Origin of the sequence: Marilutibacter aestuarii (genome assembly GCF_006546775.1) — a bacterium.
Classification (GTDB): domain Bacteria; phylum Pseudomonadota; class Gammaproteobacteria; order Xanthomonadales; family Xanthomonadaceae; genus Marilutibacter; species Marilutibacter aestuarii.
Genome location: NZ_VICE01000091.1, coordinates 1 through 17,606 on the forward strand (window position 1 = coordinate 1; position 17,606 = coordinate 17,606).

The window sequence follows — 17,606 nt, forward strand, 5'->3', positions numbered from 1 at the left end:
CACGGAACAGGCAGGCCTCGAAGCCCGGGGCGGCGCTCTCCAGAGGCTCGAGTGCCGCCTGCATCGTCGCCAGCGCGTGCGCGAGGGCATCCAGCGCCGCCTCGGCGGCCTCCAGCTCGGCGGCGCGCTGGCGGGTGCCACGCACCGGCAGGTCGTCCATCGCGCTGCGCAGGCCGCGGGTGGCCTGTTCGAGCTCGCGCGCCGGTTCCTGCAGGCTGGCCAGGGCGGAGGGCACCTCCTTGCACTCGGCGATCGCGTCCCGGGCCAGCTCGACCAGCGGCCGCGCGCTCAGCGCCTCGCCGAAGAACTGCGCGGCGAGGTCGGGCAACTGGTGGGCCTCGTCGACCACGAAGGCCTGCGCGCCGGGCAGGATCTCGCCGAAGCCTTCCTGCTTGAGCGCCAGGTCGGCCAGCAGCAGGTGGTGGTTGACCACCACCAGGTCGGCCGACTGTGCGCGCTGGCGCGCCTGGACGACGAAGCACTCCGAGAAGAAGGGACAGTCGCTGCCCAGGCAGTTGTCGGTGGTCGAGGTCACCATCGGCACCAGCGGCGACTCTTCGCCCAGGCCCTCGACTTCGGCCAGGTCGCCCATGCGGGTGCGCCCCGCCCAGGCCACGATGCGCTGGAACTGGGCGGCCATCTCGCGGCTGTGGAAGCGCGGCTCGCCCTTGGCCAGGTGCATCCGGTGGTGGCACAGGTAGTTCGCGCGCCCCTTCAGGAGCGCGGTCTTCAGGCCCACGCCCAGCGCGTCGCGCACGCGCGGCAGGTCGCGATGGTACAACTGGTCCTGCAACGCGCGCGTGCCGGTGGAGACGATGGTCTTCATGCCCGACAGCAATGCGGGGACCAGGTAGGCGAAGGTCTTGCCGGTGCCCGTGCCGGCCTCCGCGATTAGCGTGCCGCGGGAATGGAACGCCCCGGCCACCTCGGCCGCCAGCGCCTGCTGCGCCTGGCGCGGGGCGAAGGCCTCGATGTTCGCGGCCAGCAGTCCCCCTTCTTCCAGCGCTTCGCGCGCGGCCAGGGCCAGCCTTGACGCGGCCGGGGGAGCAGTGTCGTCCATCGAAAGCTCAGTAGCGCGGCGGGGGCGCCACGGTACAGGCTTCGCGCCGACGGGTCATTTCCTCGCCGGAGACGCGCGGCAGGCCGGCGTCGTCCGGCGGTCGCGACCCGGCCCGGCGCGCCTGGAGCGCGGTTTCCCAGTGTCGACGGCACAACGGCCCCACTTCGGTCCCGGCCGCCTGCGCCAGCAGGGCATAACGCTCGGCCTGGTCCGGCTCATCGAGCAGCAGCGCCACTTCGGCGCGGCGCTGGAGCACGTTCGGATCGTCGGCGGCGATCCCAAGCGCCATGTCGAGTCGCTCGGCCGCGGCCCGGTAGAGGCGTTGCGCCTCCAGGGCTTCGGCCTCGGCCATCAGGTCGGCGACCTGGGGATCGCGCAGTGGCTGCACGTCGAGTTCGCCGCCGCTGGCCGTGCCGGTCGCGCGGATCGCGGCCACCGCCGCCTCGGCGTCGAAGTCGGGAACGGGGTCCGGGACCGGCGCCGGGCTGGCGCAGCCGGCCAGCAGGAGGATCATGGCCGCCAGGCTCGAAGCCGGCAGCATGGGGGCACGACGGTTCATGGCGTCGGCGCCTCCTCGCGCGCGGCCTCGGCTTCCTGGTCATCGCGGTCACGGCCGAAACCGAACCACTCGCGCCAGCCACCGCGCCCGCTGTCCTCGACCGGCGCGGGCTCGGGCAGCGGGCAGGGCTCGTAGGCCGGCGCCTGGCCGGCGACGAACGCGAATCGGCGCGCACCCTCGCAACTGGCGTCCGTACTGGCCGATCCGACCACCCAGGCCCAGTCCAGCCCGGTGTCGCTGACCTTCAGCGTGGCACTGGGCAGGTTGCGGAAGATGTTCGACCAGACCCGCATCGCACCGGTGGCGCCATACAGGCCGGTGGCCTCGTTCTGGTCGTTGCCCATCCAGACGACGGCGAGGTGGTCGCCGGTCCAGCCCGCGAACCAGCTGTCGCGACCGTCGTTGCTGGTGCCGGTCTTGCCGGCCGCGGCGAGATGGCCCAGCCCGTCGGCGACGAGGCGCCGGCCGGTGCCGCCGGAGACCGCCTGCTGCAGGGCAATGGTGATCAAGCGCGCCGCGACCGCGTCGCCCGGCTGGGCCGGCGCCGGCGCCTTGTCGTAGCGGTTGAGGGCACGCCCGTCGGCGTCGAGGACACCGCGCACCGCGTGCAGCGGCTGGATTTCGCCGTCCGAGGCGAGGAACTGGTACAGCTGCGCCATCGCGTAGGGGCTCTGGTCCAGCGAGCCCAGGATCAGCGCGGGGTTGGGCTGGGCCTCGATGCCGGCGAGCGTCTTGAGCAACGCGGCGATGCGCTCCGGGTCAACGGCCATGCCGATCCGCACCGTGGCCTGGTTGTAGGAATGGGCCAGGGCGTCGACCAGGCGCACCGTGCCGTGGCTGCGACCATCGGAATTGCCCGGTTCCCAGGTTCGACCGCGGCCCAGGGCGACCGTGACCGGCGAGTCGTCGACCCAGCTGGCCAGCGACCAGCGGCCGGGCTGGGCCAGGGCGAGCAGGTTGACGAAGGGCTTGATCAACGAGCCGACCGGGCGCCTGGCTTCGATTGCACGATTGAAGCCAGGCGTCGCGAAATCGCGGCTGCCGACAAGGGCCACGACATCGCCGTTGTGGACGTCGGTCACCACCAGCCCCGACTCCAGCGGTGGGCGTTTCTCGTTGCCCAGGTCCTTCAGTGCGCGGGTGACCGCCGCTTCGGCATAGGCCTGCGCGGAAGGCGACATGCCGCTCATCACCGTCAGGCCGGCGCCGGCCAGGGCATCGGCCGGGTAGTCGTGCGCGAGTTGGCGCCGCACCAGGTCGATGTAGGCGGGGAAGCGGTTCGCCGAGAGGCTGCCGGGGGTCTCGCTGATGCCCAGTGGCGCCTCCAGCGCGCGCTTGTATTCGGCATCGTCGATCAGGCCGGTCTCGTGCATTTCCCCCAGCGCGAAGTTCCGGCGCTCGAGCGCGCGCGCGGGGTGCCGTCGGGGGTCGTAATAGGAGGGGCCGCGGACGATACCGACCAGCAGCGCGATCTGCTCGGTGCTGAGGTTCTTCAGGTCGCGCCCGAACCAGAACTCGGCGCCCGCGGCGACCCCGTGCACGGCCTGCGCGCCGCGCTGGCCCAGGTACACCTGGTTGAGGTAGGCCTCGAGGATGGTGCCCTTGTCGTAGCGCGACTCGATCAGGATCGCGTAGAGGATCTCCTTGCCCTTGCGGGTGAAGGTCTGCTCGCGGCCGATGCCGAGCAGTCCGCTGCGCGCGAGCTGCTGGGTCAGGGTGCTGGCGCCCTGCCGGGCGGCACCCGAGCGCAGGTTCACCCAGGCCGCGCGCATCATGCCGCCGACGTCGATGCCGTGGTGGTGGGCGAAGTCGCGGTCCTCGACTGCCTGCAGGCCGGTCACGAGGAGGTCGGGCACGTCCTGGATGCGCACCAGGCGCCGCTCCTCCTGCTTCTGGCCGTAAAGCGTGGCGATGCGGGCGGGATCGAGGCGGGCCTGCGCCAGACCCTTCTCTCCGTCGGCGCCCTCGAGGCGGGTGACGCGGCCCGAGGCGAGCCGCAGCTCGACCCGTCGGGCGGCCACCGCGCCGTCGACGTCGTTGAAGCCGCGGCTGGCGATGACCCAGCGGCTGCCGTCGTGCAGGTAGGTACCCGGCGCCTGGCCGTCGCCCTCGCGATAGGCCGCGGCCGCCAGCTCGGTGCGAAGGGTGTCGGCATCCATGCGCAGGCCGGGCTCCAGGCGCAGCGGGCGGGCGTAGACCCGGGTGGGGATCTGCCACTGCAGCTGGCCGAAGCGCTCGCCGACCTCGTGGTTCAGGTAGATCATGTACGGGACGAGGAAGCCCAGCCCCAGCGCTGCCAGGGCCAGGACCAGGGTCACCAGCCGGCCGCGCCAGCGCGGACTGTTGTCGTCGTCGATCTCGTCTTCGTCGTACGGAACGGGCTTGTGCGGGTTTCGGGCCACGGCGTGGGACAATGGCGGGGCGGCGCCCTCGTTCCGGCGAGTCTAGCGCAGCGCGACCCTGCATCCGCCGAGGCCGCCGACACGCAATGGGAGTTCCTTCAGCAATGCCAGTGCACGGATACGCATGAGCGCCGCCGATATCCGTTTCCAGATCGACCGCATCACCGGGCTGTGCCGTCGCGGCCTCGCGAGCCTGCGTACCCGTGGCTTGCGCGCCTCGTGGGAACGCGTGCTCAAGCAGTTCCAGCGTGTCCCACGGCAACAGCGCCCCGAGCTCTTCCTGCCCGAGGCCGGCCCGTTCGCGCCCTTCACCCTGCCCTGCAGCGACCAGCCCCGCGCTAGCATCGTGATCCCGGTCTACAACCAGTTCGCGCATACCCTGGCCTGCCTGCGGGCGATCGCCGCGCACCCCCCGGCCACCGCGTGCGAGGTGATCGTGGTGGACGATGGCTCGACCGACGACACCGAGGCCGCGCTGCGGCAGGTGGAAGGCCTCCTCTACCACCGGCGCGCGGAGAACGGCGGTTTCATCGCGGCCTGCAACGACGGTGCCGCGATCGCCGGAGGCGAGTACCTGGTATTCCTCAACAACGACACCGTGCCCCAGCCAGGCTGGCTGGACGCCCTGGTCGACACCTTCGACGTGCACCCGGGCACCGGCATCGTCGGCGGGCAGCTGCTGTATCCCGACGGCCGCCTCCAGGAGGCCGGTGGCATCGTCTTTTCCGATGGCAGCGGCTGGAACCTCGGCCGCTTCGAATCGCCCTTCGCGCCGCGCTACGCGCACCTGCGGCCCGCGGACTACTGCTCCGGTGCCGCGCTGGCCACGCCCCGGGCGCACTTCCTGGCCCTCGGCGGCTTCGACACCCGCTATGCGCCGGCCTACTACGAGGACACCGACTTCGCGTTCGCCACCCGCGCGAAGGGCCTGGCGGTGATCTACCAGCCCGCGGCGCGGATCGTGCACGACGAGGGCACGACCTCGGGCACCGACACGACCTCGGGCGTGAAGGCCCACCAGGTGCGCAACCAGCCGGTCTTCGTCGAGAAGTGGCGGGCCCAGTTGGCGGCCCAGCACCCCGCCGGCACCCCGGCCGAACGCGCGCACCTGCCGCCGCGCATGCCGCAGGTCCTGGTCATCGACGCGCTGACGCCGCATCCGGACCACGACTCGGGCTCGCTCCGGCTGCTCAACCTGATGCGGCTGCTGCGCGAGGAAGGCGCGCATCCGGTGTTCCTGCCGGCCGACCTGCGGCACGACGGCGTGCACACCCTGCGCCTACAGGCCGCCGGCATCGAAGCCTGGCATGCCCCGTTCGCGCGCAGCGTCCCGGCCTGGCTGCGCGAACACGGCCCACGCTTCGACACCGTCATCGTCTGCCGCCACTACGTCATGCGGGAAATGCTGCCGCTGCTCCGCCTGCATGCCCCGCGTGCCCGGGTGGTGTTCGATACGGTCGACCTGCATTACCTCCGCGAACGGCGCGGCGCCGAACTGGCGGGCGATTCGGCGCTCGCCCGTGCCGCCGAACGCACGCGTCGACTTGAACTGGAGCTGGTCCACCGCAGCGACGCGACGCTGGTGGTCAGCGCGGTGGAACGCGAACTCCTCGCGGTCGACGCACCCGGCGCCCGCGTCGATATCCTCTCGAACCTGCACCACCTGCCCGAGCAGGGCCCGGCCTTCGCGGAGCGCCGGGACGTGATGTTCGTGGGCGGGTTCCGCCACCCGCCCAACGTGGACGCCGTGCTCTGGTTCACCGCCGAGGTCTGGCCGCTGCTGCGCGCGCGGGCGCCGGCACTGCGCTTCCACTGCATCGGCGGCGACGTGCCCGCGTCCATCCGTCGCCTGCACGGCCACGAGGGCATCGAGGTCCACGGCCACGTGCCCGACCTCGAACCGTGGCTGGAAGGCGCGCGGGTCGCGGTGGCTCCCTTGCGCTACGGCGCCGGCGTCAAGGGAAAGATCAACCAGAGCATGGCGCATGGCCAACCGGTGGTGGCCACGCACTGCGCGGTGGAAGGCATGCACCTGGTCGACGGCCACGACGTCCTGGTTGCCGACACCCCGCTTGCCTTCGCCGAGGCGGTGCTGCGCGCGCATGGCGACGAGCACCTGTGGCGGCAGCTGGCGGAAAACGCGCGCCAGAACGTGGAACGGCACTTTTCGCTGGACGCCGGCCGCGACGTCGTGCGCCGCGTGCTGTTGCGCGGCGACGAGCCGACGCAGCGGCCCTAGGGTTCGATCGAAGCGGCCCTCAAGCGACGGGCCAGGTCGTCCAGCCCGGGGGCCCGGGGATCGAGCGCCCGCGCCGCGTCGATCGCCGCATCCGCGCGCTCGAGTTCGCCGGCGCCCAGGCGCTCGTCGCCGACCGCCACCCAGCGCTGGGCCAGTCGTGCGCGCGCAGTCGCCAGCGCCGCACCGTCCATCCCGAGCACGGCACTGGCCTCCAGGCAGCGCCCGGCCCCGACCAACTGGTTGCCGCGCAGGGCATCGTCGAAGCAGGCGACCGCCGTTGGCAACATTCGCGCGGTGGCCTCGCGCACGCGGGGATCATCCGGGGCCAGGGCGCGGGCCGCGCCCAGCCGGTCGTAGGCGCTGTCGCCCGGAGGTGTCAGCAGGTCGCCGCGGGCCCGGGCGGCCTCGGCCCGTTCCAGCCAGTCGACCAGCCGCCGCTCCCGCTCCGAAGGCGAAAGCCGCTCGCCGCCCGGGGCCTGCACCCGCTGGCTGACCTGGCGCGCGGCGGCGATGTCGCGCTCGACCTTGTCCAGGTCGACGCTTGAGGAGCCGAGCACGTTCGCGGTCGCCCGGGCCTCGCGCAAGGCGGCTTCGGCCGCCTGGAAGTCGAAGTCGGCGGCCTCCCGGCGCGCGCGCGCGGCCCAGGCGCCGGCGACTTCGTCCAGGCCCCGCCGGGCGGCCGCGTGGGCCGGATCCGCGGCCAGCAGTTCGCTCCAGAGCGCCTGTGCCTGAGGCAAGCGACGCTGGGCAAGGGCGCGCGCGGCGTCCTGCTGTACCTGCTCGCCTCTGCGCGCCAGTTCTGCCAGGGCACCGGGCAGATCCACATGGCCCGCGTCGTAGCCACGCGCCAGGCGCAGGAGCCGGCCCGCCCGTGCCAGGGCGCCCTCGTCCATCGCCATCCACGCCTGGCGGACCAGGGCCGACAACGCGTCCTCGCGGCCTTCAAGGGCTTCCACCCGGTCCGGCTGCACGGCCAGCACGCGCTCGTACAAGGGAAGGGCCGAATCGGCGGTACCGACGAGTTGCCCCGCCACCCGGGCCGAGTGCGCGCCGACCAGCCACTGGTCGACGTCCGCTGCATCCATCTCGCGCAAGCGCAATCGCGCCTCCACCTGGTCCAGGCGCGCGCGCGGCACGTGCATCTGCCTGGCCAGTTCGAGGGCCCGCCAGGCCTCGGCCGGGTGCCCGGCATCGACGGCGGCATCGGCCTGGCGCAGGGCCGCCTCGCCCACCCTGGCCAGGCCCTCCCGGGCCTCGAGGCGATCGGGCTCGAGCGCCCGCGCGGCTTCGTAGAGTTCGCGCGCACCGCTACCGTCGGGCGCGGTCAGGCGACCCTCGACCAGGGCCTGGGCCGCATCCAGCCGCAACTGTTGCGCGCGCGTCTCCGGCCACAGCCGATCGGCCAATGGCTTGCGCACGACGAGGAGCGCCAGCATCGCCACGCCCAGCGCGGCGACCACCCACCACCACCAGGCCGGGCGCTCGTTGCCCGCCTCCACTGGCGCGGGTCGCGGCAGGCGCATCGACGCCAGGCGCCCGCCATCGATTCGCGGCTCGACGCGGCGGGGCCCGCCCCCGTGGGCGGCACTTGGAGGGTCACGATCCATGGGGCATCCAGCATAGTCGCTGCGCCAGCACCATGCCTGAGCGAGGCTTCAGCTACGCACGCCTTCACGCACGTCGCGCATGCTCCACGCCCGGCAGGGCCGCAAGCTTGCCCAGCACCGTCGACAGCTGGCCGAAATCAGCGACCTTCAGCCGCAGGTGCAGGCGCACGTGCGCGCCGTCGCGCTCGTGTTCGCTGCGCATGCTGGTGACGTTCACGTTGTCCTGCGCGACCAGGTTGGTGACGTCCTTGAGCAGCCACTTGCGGTCGATCGCGCGCATTTCCACGTCGATCTCGTGCATGCTGCCCGCGCGCCCCCACTCCACCGGCAGCACGCGCTGCGGATGCGAGGCGGCCAGCCGCGCGAACGTCGCACAGCCCGGTCGGTGCACGCTCACCCCCCGGCCGCGGGTGAGATAGCCGACGATCGGCTCGCCCGGCAGCGGCTGGCAGCAACGCGCCATCTGGGTGAGGACGTTGCCCACGCCTTCGACCGTGAATTCGCTGCTGCGCTCGCGCGGACGGCGCGGTGCCGCGGCAACCGGCTGCGACGGCGGACGCGGCGCGGTCTCGGCGCGCTCGTGCTCGAGCAGGACCCGGCCGACCTGGTGCGGTCCCAGGTCGCCCAGCGCCACCTGGATATGGAGGTCGCTGTCTTGGGCCACGCTGAAGCGCTCGCGGGCGGGCGCCAGGTCCGCGCCCAGCAGGCCGAGCCGGCGCAGCTCGCGGTCGAGCATGTCCTTGCCGGCCTGCTCGTTGCGTGCGCGGTCGAGCTTGTGGAACCAGGTGCGGACCTTCTGCCGCGAACGACTGCTGGCGAGGAAACCATTGGATTCGATCAGCCAGTCGCGCCGGGGCTCGCCGGTCCGCGCCGTCATGATCTCGACCCGGTCGCCGGTCGCGAGCTTGTGGTCGAGCGGCACGATGCGACCGTCGACCTTGGCGCCCCGGCAACGATGGCCGACCTCGGTGTGCACCTGGTAGGCGAAGTCAAGGGGCGTGGCGCCGACCGGCAGGTCGACCACCTCGCCCTTGGGCGTCAGCACGTAGACCCGGTCCTCGACCAGTTCGCTGTCGAGCGCGCCGGCCAGCAGCGATTCGTCGTCGCGCGCCTCGAGCAGCGTGCGCATCCAGGCGATCTTGCGGTCGAAGGCGGCATCGGCGGCCTGGCTGCCGGACTCCTTGTACTTCCAGTGCGCGGCCACGCCCAGTTCCGCGGCCCGGTGCATCTCGTGGGTGCGGATCTGCACCTCGAGGGTCTTGCCTTCCGGGCCGATCACGGCGGTATGCAGGGACCGGTAGTCGTTGCGCTTGGGCCGGGCGATGTAGTCGTCGAACTCGCTGGGCACCGGCGCCCACTGGGCATGCACGATGCCCAGCGCGGCATAGCAGGCGGCGACGTCCCCGACCAGGATGCGCACCGCGCGCAGGTCGTACAGCTCGCTGATCGGCGCGTCCTTGCGCTGCATCTTCTTCCAGATGCTGAAGATGTGCTTGGGGCGTCCGGCGATGTCCGCCTCGATGCCCTGCGCCGCCATCGCCTCGCGCAGGGTCTGCTTGACCGACTCGATGTAGCGCTCGCGGGCACCGCGTTTCTCGTCGAGCAGGCGCGCGATCTGCTTGTAGGTGTCCGGCTCCAGGTAACGGAAGGCCAGGTCCTCGAGCTCCCACTTCAGCTGCCAGATGCCGAGCCGGTTGGCGAGGGGCGCGTGGATGTCGCGCGTCAGCAGCGCCAGCGCGCGGCGCCCGGAATCGGGCAGGGCCGTGGCGTGGCGCATGCGCGCGAGCTGGCGGGCCAGCAGGATCGATACCACGCGCAGGTCGCGCACGATCGCCAGCAACAGCCGCCGCAGGCCCTCGCTGCCGGCCCCACTGGCCTGCTGCGCATGCAACTCGCGTACCTGCGCCGCCGCCTGCTGGCCTTCGAGCAGGCCGAACACGGCCGGGTGCCGGCCTTCGAAGTCCTTGCCCAGCCTGGCCGGGAGCGCCGGGAACTGCCGCAGCAGGGTCGCCAGCACGGTGTCGCCATCGGCGCCGAGCCGGGCCAGCGAGTCGAGCATGTCGCGTACCACCGGCAGCGCATCGCGCGCGCCCTCGTCGATGCCGGGGGCTTCGAAGGCCCGCGCGAGCGCCTCCCGCGCGTCGGCGGGCACCACGCCGAGGGCCGGGTCGGCAAGCAGGGCTTTCGGTTCGGTGGCGGTCATGCGGCTGCGGGGGAAAACGGGAGAGGTGTCGTCTCGACCGGTGGCGTCTACACTAGCGCCAACTGCCTGGAGGAACACCATGATGCCTGCTTTCCACCTTCGCACACTTGCCCTGGCCGGCGCGTTGGCGCTGCTGCCTGTGGTGACGGTTACGAACGCCCGGGCACAGCAAGCCGACGCCCAGGCGCCCATCCAGCAGCAGATGAGCGCCGACGAGTTCAAGGCCGCGGGCCTGGACAAGCTCGATGCCGGCGAGCTGGCCGAACTCAACCGCTGGCTCGGCCGCAAGATCACCGCCGAGACCACCGCGGCCGCCACCGCCGCGGCCGCCGCGGCCAAGAAGAAAGTCGAGGACGACAACCGCGGCTTCCTGAACTTCGGCTCCACCGAGCCCGTCACCGGCCGGATGACCAGCGAATTCCGTGGCTTCGGCAAGGGCCGCCGCTACACGCTCGACAACGGCCAGGTCTGGGAGCAGGTGGACGACGCGACCCTGGTCGGTGCGCGCGACCCCAATCCCAACGTGACCATCAAGCCCAGCCTGGTCGGCAACACCTGGTACATGACCGTCGAGGGCTACAACAAGCACGCGAAGGTCACGCGGGTGGAATGACCCGGTCGCGCGGGGCCTGCCCCGCGCGACTAGCGCGGTAGCTGGGCCAGCCGCTGCGCGAGCTTCTTCGGCGACACTCCGCCGCGTGCGCCCAGTTCCTGGGCGAACAGCGACACGCGCAGCTCCTCCAGGTCGCGGCCGAAGGCCTGCCATTCCGGGTCCCGGTCCATGCCGGCTTCGCGCGCGTCGCGCAGGGCGTCGACGAAGGGCTTGAGTTCGAGCATGCGCGCCTGGTCGCGGGTCGGATCACGCAGCGCGCGCTCGCCGCGCAGGGCCAGCGCCTTGAGGTAGCGTGGATACTCGCGCAGGGTCGCGGCGGGGACGTCACGCAGGAAGCCCGGCGGCGTCAGGGCCGCCAGGTGCGCGCGCATGTCGTCCAGGTTGCCGCTCGCCCAGCCCATCAACGGCGACTCCAGGTTCGCGCGGACCTCGGCGACCGCGGCGAGGATGGCCTCGGCCTGCTTCAGGCGTTCGACCGCTTCGGGGAACAGGGCCTTGCCCAGTTCGGCGGCGCGCGCGTCGAAGGCGGCGACGTCGCGGATCGCGTCGAGCCCCTCGCCCGCCAGCGCGGCGAACGCGCCGTCGACCAGGTCGTGGCGCAGGCGGTCGCCGTCACGGGTGCCGCTCGCGCGTGGCTCGGCGGCCTCGATGGCCGCGTAAAGCAGGCCCGTCTTCGCCGATACCGGCAACTGCTTGCGCGCCTGCTTCATGCGATCGGCGCTGGCCAGCGCGAGCAAGCGGCGCACACCCGCCGGATGCGCCGTCTCGGCGACGTCGCGCTCGGCATGCACCCGCAGCGAGACGCTGTCGCCCTCGTCGTGCAGCGCCGGCCAGGCCGGCACGCCGCCAGCCCCGGGCACGGACACCGGGATGGGGGCCTCCGGGAACGTGGTCATGCCCTGGCGGGCCAGGCCGTCCGCCGCGCGCTCGGCGAACGCGCGCGCGGCCCGTTCGCCGAATTCGCGACGCAGCGCGTCCAGGTCGCGCGATTCGGCCAGCACCCGCCGGCCATCGCGGTCGAGCAGGCGCAGGTTCATCCGCAGGTGTGGCTCAAGGGCGGCCACGTCGAAATCCACGGCGGCGACCTCGGCCCCGGTGAGTTTCTTCAGGAAGCGCGCCAGGCTGCCTTCGAACGCATCCCCGCCTCCAGGCCCCGGATGGGCCTCGTGGAACGCCCGGGCGAAATCCGGCGCCGGCACGAAATTGCGCCGCTGCGTCTTGGGCAGGGACTTGATGAGGGCCGCGGCCTTGTCGACGGCAAAGCCCGGCGCCAGCCAGGACAGTCGCACCGGGTCCAGCGCGTTGAGCAGGTGCAGGGGGACCGCCAGGGTCATGCCGTCGTCGGGCGCGCCGGGTTCGAAGCGATACTTGACCGCCAGGCGGGCGTCGCCCAGCGCGATCCAGGGCGGGAACCGGTCGGCGTCGGTCTCGTCGCCGATCATGAGGTCGTCCAGCGACCACTCCAGCCCCGCCTTGCCGGCCGCAGGCAGCTTGCGGTACCAGGCATCGAGCGCCTGCGCGTTGTGAACGTCGGGGGGGAGGCGGTCCAGGTACCAGCGCGCCATCCAGTCCTCGTCGACGACGATGCCGGCACGCCGTTGCTTGGCCTCTTCCTCGCGCGCCTTGGCCAGGGTGGCGAGGTTGCGCGCCAGGAACGGGCTGCGCGTGTTGATCTCGCCGCTGACCAGGGCGTCGCGGGCGAAGATCGCGCGACTCTCTTCCGGGAACAGGGCGCCGTAATGGATGGGCTTCTTCGGCGCGAGCACCAGCCCGAACAGGCTGACCTGCTCGCTGCCGACCACCCGCCCCTGCGAGCGCGACCAGCGCGGGTCGTGCTGGCGCCGGGCCAGCAGGTGCGGCAACTCGGCGATGACCCAGTCGGGTTCGATCGCCGCGTTGGTCAGGGCCCAGACCCGCTCGGTGTCGAGCAGGGTGGCCGAGAGCACCCAGGGCGGCGGCTTCCTGGCCAGCGTCGAGCCCGGGAACAACTGGAAGCGCCGCCCGCGCGGCCCCTCGAACACGCCCTTGTCGTTGCGATGCGCGACCTGGGTGGGCAGGCCCGCCAGCACCGCGCGATGCAGGGTGGCGTAGGCGCCGGCGTCGAGATCCTCGCGGCGGGCCGGCACCTGCCAGCCCAGGTCGGCGGCCATCAGCTTGAGCTGGCGATGCAGCTCGCGCCACTCGCGCATGCGCAGGAACCCGAGGAAATTCGTCTCGCACCACTTGCGCAGGCGAGACTGCGTCATCTCCTCGTGGGCCGCCTGGTAGGCATCCCACAGTTTGAGGATGCCGACGAACTCGGACTTCGGATCGGCGAAGCGGGCATGCGCCGCGTCCGCCGCGCCGCGCTGGTCGGCGGGTCGTTCGCGCGGATCCTGGATGCCCAGGAACGCGGCGATCGCCAGCATCTCGCGAAGGCAACCGTGCGCGTTGGAGGCGATGAGCATGCGCGCCAGCTTCACGTCCACCGGCAGACGGGCCATCAGCTTGCCGGTCGCCGTCAGGCGGCGACTGTCGTCGACCGCCCCCAGCTCGGCGAGCTGCTGCCAGCCATCGGCGATCGCCCGCGGCTCCGGCGGCTCGAGGAAGGGAAATGCCTCGATGTCGCCCAGGCCAAGGGCCAGCATGCGCAGGATCACCCCGGCCAGCGCCGCGCGCAGGATCTCCGGGTCGGTATAGAGCGGGCGCGACTCGAAGTCCGCCTCCGAGTAGAGGCGGTAACAGGTGCCCTCGGCGATGCGTCCGCAGCGGCCCTTGCGCTGGTTGGCGCTGGCCTGGCTCACCGGCTCGATGTGCAGGCGGTCGAGCTTGCCGCGCTGGCTGTAGCGCTTGACGCGGGCCAGGCCCGGATCGACCACGTAGCGGATGCGCGGCACCGTCAGCGAGGTCTCGGCGACGTTGGTCGCCAGCACGATGCGCCGCTGCGTGCCGGGATTGAACACGCGGTCCTGGTCGCGGACGGACAGGCGCGCATACAGGGGCAGGACTTCGGTGTGGCGGTACTTGCGGCGCTCGAGCGCCTGGTGCGCGTCACGGATCTCGCGCTCGCCCGGGAGGAAGACCAGCACGTCGCCGCGCGGATCCTCGCGGGTGATCTCGTCGCAGGCGGCCACGATCGCGTCGGTGACGGTGCGCTCGCCGCGCTGCCCGTCCTCTTCGGTGCCCTCGCCCTCCAGCGGACGGTAGCGCACCTCGACGGGATAGCTGCGGCCCTCGACGTCGACCACCGGGGCATCGTCGAAATGCGCGGCGAAGCGGGAGGTATCGATGGTCGCGGACGTCACGATCACCTTGAGATCGGGGCGCCGGGCGAGCAGCTGCTTCAGGTATCCAAGCAGGAAGTCGATGTTGAGGCTGCGCTCATGCGCTTCGTCGATGAGGATCGTGTCGTAGCGCGACAGCCAGCGGTCGGACTGGATTTCGGCCAGCAGGATGCCGTCGGTCATGAACTTGATCGCGGTCTGCTCGCCGACGTTCTCGGTGAAACGCACCTGGTAGCCCACCGCGCCGCCGAGCGGTACCTGCAGCTCTTCTGCCACGCGGCGCGCGACGGCGCGCGCGGCGATCCGGCGCGGCTGCGTACAGCCGATCATGCCCGCCGCACCGCGCCCGGCGGCCAGGCACAGCTTCGGCAACTGGGTCGTCTTGCCCGACCCGGTCTCGCCGGCGACGACCACGACCGGGTGCCTGCGGATGAGGTCGACGATGCGGTCGGCCTCGCGTCCGATCGGCAGCGACGGATCGGCGGGCGCACGCGGCAACGAGGCCGCGCGCGCTTCGCGCCGCGCGACCGACTCGGTCAGCGCCCGGGTGAATGCTTCCTGAGCACCCGCGTCGGCGGGCCGGCCCTTCCAGCGCGACCACAGCCCATGCAGGCGGCCGCGATCGCGGCTCAGGCCGCCGTCGATCGCGCGGCGGGCGGCCTGCAATGCCTTGCCATGCACGTCGTCGCGGCGTCCCTTCCGTGACGCGGCGTTTGCATTTCGATCGCTAGACTCCATCTGTTGTTTGAACCGCTGTCACTTTCAACATGGCGAACCGGGGCGGCCATTGTCGCCCCAACCCCTCGCAAAGGAGAAACCGCATGGCCAAGTCCAAGACCTCCAAGCCGGCCAAGAAGGCCTCGAGCAAGGCCCCCAAGCCCGCCGCATCCCCGGCGCCGGGTTCCAGCGCGCCCGCGATCGACATCGGCATTTCGGCCAGCGACCGCAAGAAGGTCTCCGACGGCCTGTCCCACTTCCTCGCCGACGCCTACACGCTCTACCTGAAGACCCACAATTTCCACTGGAACGTCACCGGTCCGATGTTCAACGCGCTGCACGTGATGTTCGAGGGCCAGTACACCGAGCAGTGGACGGCGCTCGACGAGGTCGCCGAGCGCATCCGCGCCCTGGGCTTCAACGCGCCGGGCTCCTACGCCGAGTTCACCCGCCTGTCCTCGATCCCCGAGGAACCGGGCCTGACCGACGCGGCCGACTGGAAGGAAATGGTGCGCCAGCTCACCGTCGGCAACGAAGCCGTCTGCCGCACCGCGCGCAAGACCCTCAAGACTGCCGAGAGCGCGGGCGACGATCCCACCGTCGACCTGATGACCCAACGCCTGCAGGTCCATGAGAAGACCGCCTGGATGCTGCGCTCGCTGCTGCAGTGAAGTCGCAACGCTGCGCGTCTGGCGACCGCGGGCTTCGCTTTGCGAAGCCCGCGCACTGCACAATGCGCACCCGATCCCCGCGCCCTTGGCGCGCCCCCTTACCAAGGGGGCTTTCCTCCACGCAGCTTTCGAATTGCTGAATTCACGGAGCCGGATCCAAAGTCGCTCCCGCCGCCCTGCTGCGGAATCATGATTCCGAACGCGGCCGCCGCTTGATATCCTGCCCGGATGCCCCGCAGTACCGCCGACCACGCCCTCGACCTCCTGCGCGACACCTTCGGCCACCCGGCGTTCCGGGGCGAGCAGGCGGCGATCGTCGAGCGGGTCGCCGAGGGCGGCGACGCCCTGGTCCTGATGCCCACCGGCGGCGGCAAGTCGCTGTGCTACCAGTTGCCGGCGATGCTGCGCGACGGCTGCGGAATCGTGGTCTCGCCGCTGATCGCGCTCATGCAGGACCAGGTGGAGGGCCTGCGCCAGTTGGGCGTTCGCGCGGCCAGCCTGAACTCCTCGCTCGATGCCCAGGCCGCCGCGGATGTCGAACGCCAGTGGCTCGAAGGCGACCTGGACCTGCTCTACGTGGCCCCCGAGCGCCTGCTGGGTGGCCGCATGCTGGACCTGGTCGGCCGCGCCCACGAGCGCGGCCGGATCGCCCTGTTCGCGATCGACGAGGCCCACTGCGTCTCGCAGTGGGGCCACGACTTCCGGCCCGAGTACCGCCAGCTGACGGTCCTGCACGAGCGCTGGCCGGACGTCCCGCGCATCGCCCTCACCGCGACCGCGGACGCACCCACCCGCCGCGAGATCGTAGAGCGCCTGGCGCTGGAAGACGCGCGGCAGTTCGTCAGTTCGTTCGACCGGCCCAACATCCGCTATCGCGTCGTCCACAAGGACGGCGCCGGCAGCCGCCAGTTGCTGGACTTCCTGCGCGGGCACGAGGGCGAGAGCGGCATCGTCTACGCATTCTCGCGCAAGCGCGTGGAGGCCATCGCCGAGCAACTGGTCGAAGCCGGCGTGCACGCCCTGCCCTACCACGCCGGCCTCCCGGCCGAGACGCGCGCGGCCAACCAGCGCCATTTCCTCCAGGCCGACGGCGTGGTGATGGTCGCGACGATCGCCTTCGGCATGGGCATCGACAAGCCCGACGTGCGCTTCGTCGCCCACGTCGACCTGCCCAAGTCGGTGGAAGGCTACTACCAGGAGACTGGCCGCGCCGGCCGCGACGGCGGGCCCGCCGAGGCCTGGCTGAGCTACGGCCTGGGCGACGTGGTCAACCTGCGTGCGCTCATCGACCGCGGCGAGGCCAGCGACGAGCGCAAGCACCTGGAGCGCAACAAGCTCGATGCCCTCCTCGGCTATTGCGAATCGACCGGTTGCCGGCGCCAGGCCCTGCTTGGCTGGTTCGGGGAGGATTACGCCGGGGCCCACGGCGGCGGCTGCGGCAACTGCGACAACTGCCTGGAGCCGCCGGAGACCTGGGACGGCACCGAAGCCGCGCGCAAGGCGCTGTCCTGCGTCTACCGCAGTGGCCAGCGCTTCGGCGCCGGCCACCTGATCGACATCCTCACCGGCAAGGACACCGACAAGGTCCGGCAGTTCGGCCACGACACCCTCAGCACCTGGGCGATCGGTCGCGACCTCGACGCGCGGCAATGGCGCGGCGTGTTCCGCCAGCTGGTCGCGTCGGGGCTGCTGGAAGCCGATGCCGAGCGTTACAACGCGCTGCGGCTGACCGCCTCCAGCGGCGCCGTCCTGCGCGGCGAGCGCCGCCTGTCCTTCCGGCACGAGCCCGAAGCGCGTCGCCGCGGGCGCACCCACCGCTCTTCCATGATCGAGGCCGACCTGGATGCCGAGGCGCTGGGCCGCTTCCACGCCCTGCGCGAATGGCGCGCCGCCGTCGCCAAGGAGCAGAACGTGCCCGCCTACGTGATTTTCCACGACAGCACCCTGCGCGCGATCGCCGAGGCCGCGCCCGGCAACGAGGGCGCGCTGGCGGAGATTCCCGGCATCGGTGCCCGCAAACTCGAACGCTACGCGGGGGACCTGCTCGACCACCTGGCCCGCCTGGACTGAGGCGGGAACGGTAAGCGGGAATCGCACGCCTGGCGTCGCGCGTCGAAGGCAAGCGGCTGGCGCCCGCCCCGGTAACCGGAGAAACGCCGGGATCCCGCACTTGATGGCTCGCTGCCCGGGAGCCGGAACCGCGTCGCGGTCGCCACCTTCCCCGTCCGCCCCCGCCGACCCGCACCCAGCTCGTGGGATCGACCCGACGCCA

10 protein-coding genes are annotated in these 17,606 nt (G+C 71.9%); 4 read left to right on the top strand and 6 right to left on the bottom strand.

The genetic code is table 11. The features are described 5' to 3' along the window. The 3 genes from FKV25_RS09690 to mrcB form a co-directional block, all read right to left on the bottom strand. On the bottom strand, positions 1 to 1,060 hold a 1,060-nt coding region (locus tag FKV25_RS09690; protein WP_141518599.1), incomplete at its 3' end, for an ATP-dependent DNA helicase. 7 nt (positions 1,061 to 1,067) lie between these two features. Beyond that, positions 1,068 to 1,619, bottom strand: a complete 552-nt coding sequence (locus FKV25_RS16585; protein ID WP_141518600.1) for a hypothetical protein — start codon at positions 1,617 to 1,619, stop codon at positions 1,068 to 1,070. Then, positions 1,616 to 4,021, bottom strand: coding sequence for a penicillin-binding protein 1B (gene mrcB / locus FKV25_RS09700; protein WP_141518601.1), 2,406 nt, complete (start codon positions 4,019 to 4,021; stop codon positions 1,616 to 1,618). The genes FKV25_RS16585 and mrcB overlap by 4 nt, the downstream gene beginning before the upstream one ends. Before the next feature lie 118 nt (positions 4,022 to 4,139). On the opposite strand from mrcB, the gene FKV25_RS09705 reads away from it, so the two are divergent. Then, positions 4,140 to 6,260 (top strand): glycosyltransferase, encoded by a 2,121-nt coding sequence (locus tag FKV25_RS09705; RefSeq protein ID WP_141518602.1) that lies wholly within the window; start codon positions 4,140 to 4,142, stop codon positions 6,258 to 6,260. Here the strand turns inward: FKV25_RS09705 and FKV25_RS09710 are convergent. Both FKV25_RS09710 and FKV25_RS09715 read right to left on the bottom strand, forming a co-directional pair. Continuing rightward, on the bottom strand, positions 6,257 to 7,867 hold the full coding sequence (locus FKV25_RS09710) for a hypothetical protein (RefSeq protein ID WP_246072040.1): 1,611 nt from the start codon (positions 7,865 to 7,867) through the stop codon (positions 6,257 to 6,259). The two genes, FKV25_RS09705 and FKV25_RS09710, sit on opposite strands and share 4 nt — an antisense overlap. 64 nt (positions 7,868 to 7,931) lie before the next feature. After that, positions 7,932 to 10,070 (bottom strand): RelA/SpoT family protein, encoded by a 2,139-nt coding sequence (locus tag FKV25_RS09715; RefSeq protein WP_141518603.1) that lies wholly within the window; start codon positions 10,068 to 10,070, stop codon positions 7,932 to 7,934. A gap of 82 nt (positions 10,071 to 10,152) precedes the next feature. Here FKV25_RS09715 and FKV25_RS09720 point away from each other — a divergent pair, with 82 nt between their 5' ends. Then, positions 10,153 to 10,683 (top strand): hypothetical protein, encoded by a 531-nt coding sequence (locus FKV25_RS09720; protein ID WP_211345409.1) that lies wholly within the window; start codon positions 10,153 to 10,155, stop codon positions 10,681 to 10,683. A gap of 29 nt (positions 10,684 to 10,712) precedes the next feature. Here the strand turns inward: FKV25_RS09720 and hrpA are convergent, their stop codons facing one another. Next, a complete protein-coding gene (hrpA, locus tag FKV25_RS09725; protein WP_141518605.1) occupies positions 10,713 to 14,684 on the bottom strand; it encodes an ATP-dependent RNA helicase HrpA in 3,972 nt (1,323 codons plus the stop codon). Between the two features lie 83 nt (positions 14,685 to 14,767). On the opposite strand from hrpA, the gene FKV25_RS09730 reads away from it, so the two are divergent. Together FKV25_RS09730 and recQ are read left to right on the top strand one after the other, a co-directional pair. Then, complete coding sequence (locus FKV25_RS09730) at positions 14,768 to 15,334, top strand: Dps family protein (protein WP_141518606.1); 567 nt, start codon at positions 14,768 to 14,770, stop codon at positions 15,332 to 15,334. Between the two features lie 228 nt (positions 15,335 to 15,562). After that, on the top strand, positions 15,563 to 17,404 hold the full coding sequence (gene recQ, locus FKV25_RS09735; protein ID WP_141518607.1) for a DNA helicase RecQ: 1,842 nt from the start codon (positions 15,563 to 15,565) through the stop codon (positions 17,402 to 17,404). Positions 17,405 to 17,606: the final 202 nt, after the last annotated feature.

Bases quoted from the DNA above. Each gene is read 5' to 3' on its own strand.
- FKV25_RS16585 (WP_141518600.1), bottom strand. From the start codon at position 1,619: ATGAACCGTCGTGCCCCCATGCTGCCGGCTTCGAGCCTGGCGGCCATG.
- FKV25_RS09710 (WP_246072040.1), bottom strand. From the start codon at position 7,867: ATGGATCGTGACCCTCCAAGTGCCGCCCACGGGGGCGGGCCCCGCCGC.
- FKV25_RS09715 (WP_141518603.1), bottom strand. From the start codon at position 10,070: ATGACCGCCACCGAACCGAAAGCCCTGCTTGCCGACCCGGCCCTCGGC.
- FKV25_RS09720 (WP_211345409.1), top strand. From the start codon at position 10,153: ATGCCTGCTTTCCACCTTCGCACACTTGCCCTGGCCGGCGCGTTGGCG.
- hrpA (WP_141518605.1), bottom strand. From the start codon at position 14,684: ATGGAGTCTAGCGATCGAAATGCAAACGCCGCGTCACGGAAGGGACGC.
- FKV25_RS09730 (WP_141518606.1), top strand. From the start codon at position 14,768: ATGGCCAAGTCCAAGACCTCCAAGCCGGCCAAGAAGGCCTCGAGCAAG.
- recQ (WP_141518607.1), top strand. From the start codon at position 15,563: ATGCCCCGCAGTACCGCCGACCACGCCCTCGACCTCCTGCGCGACACC.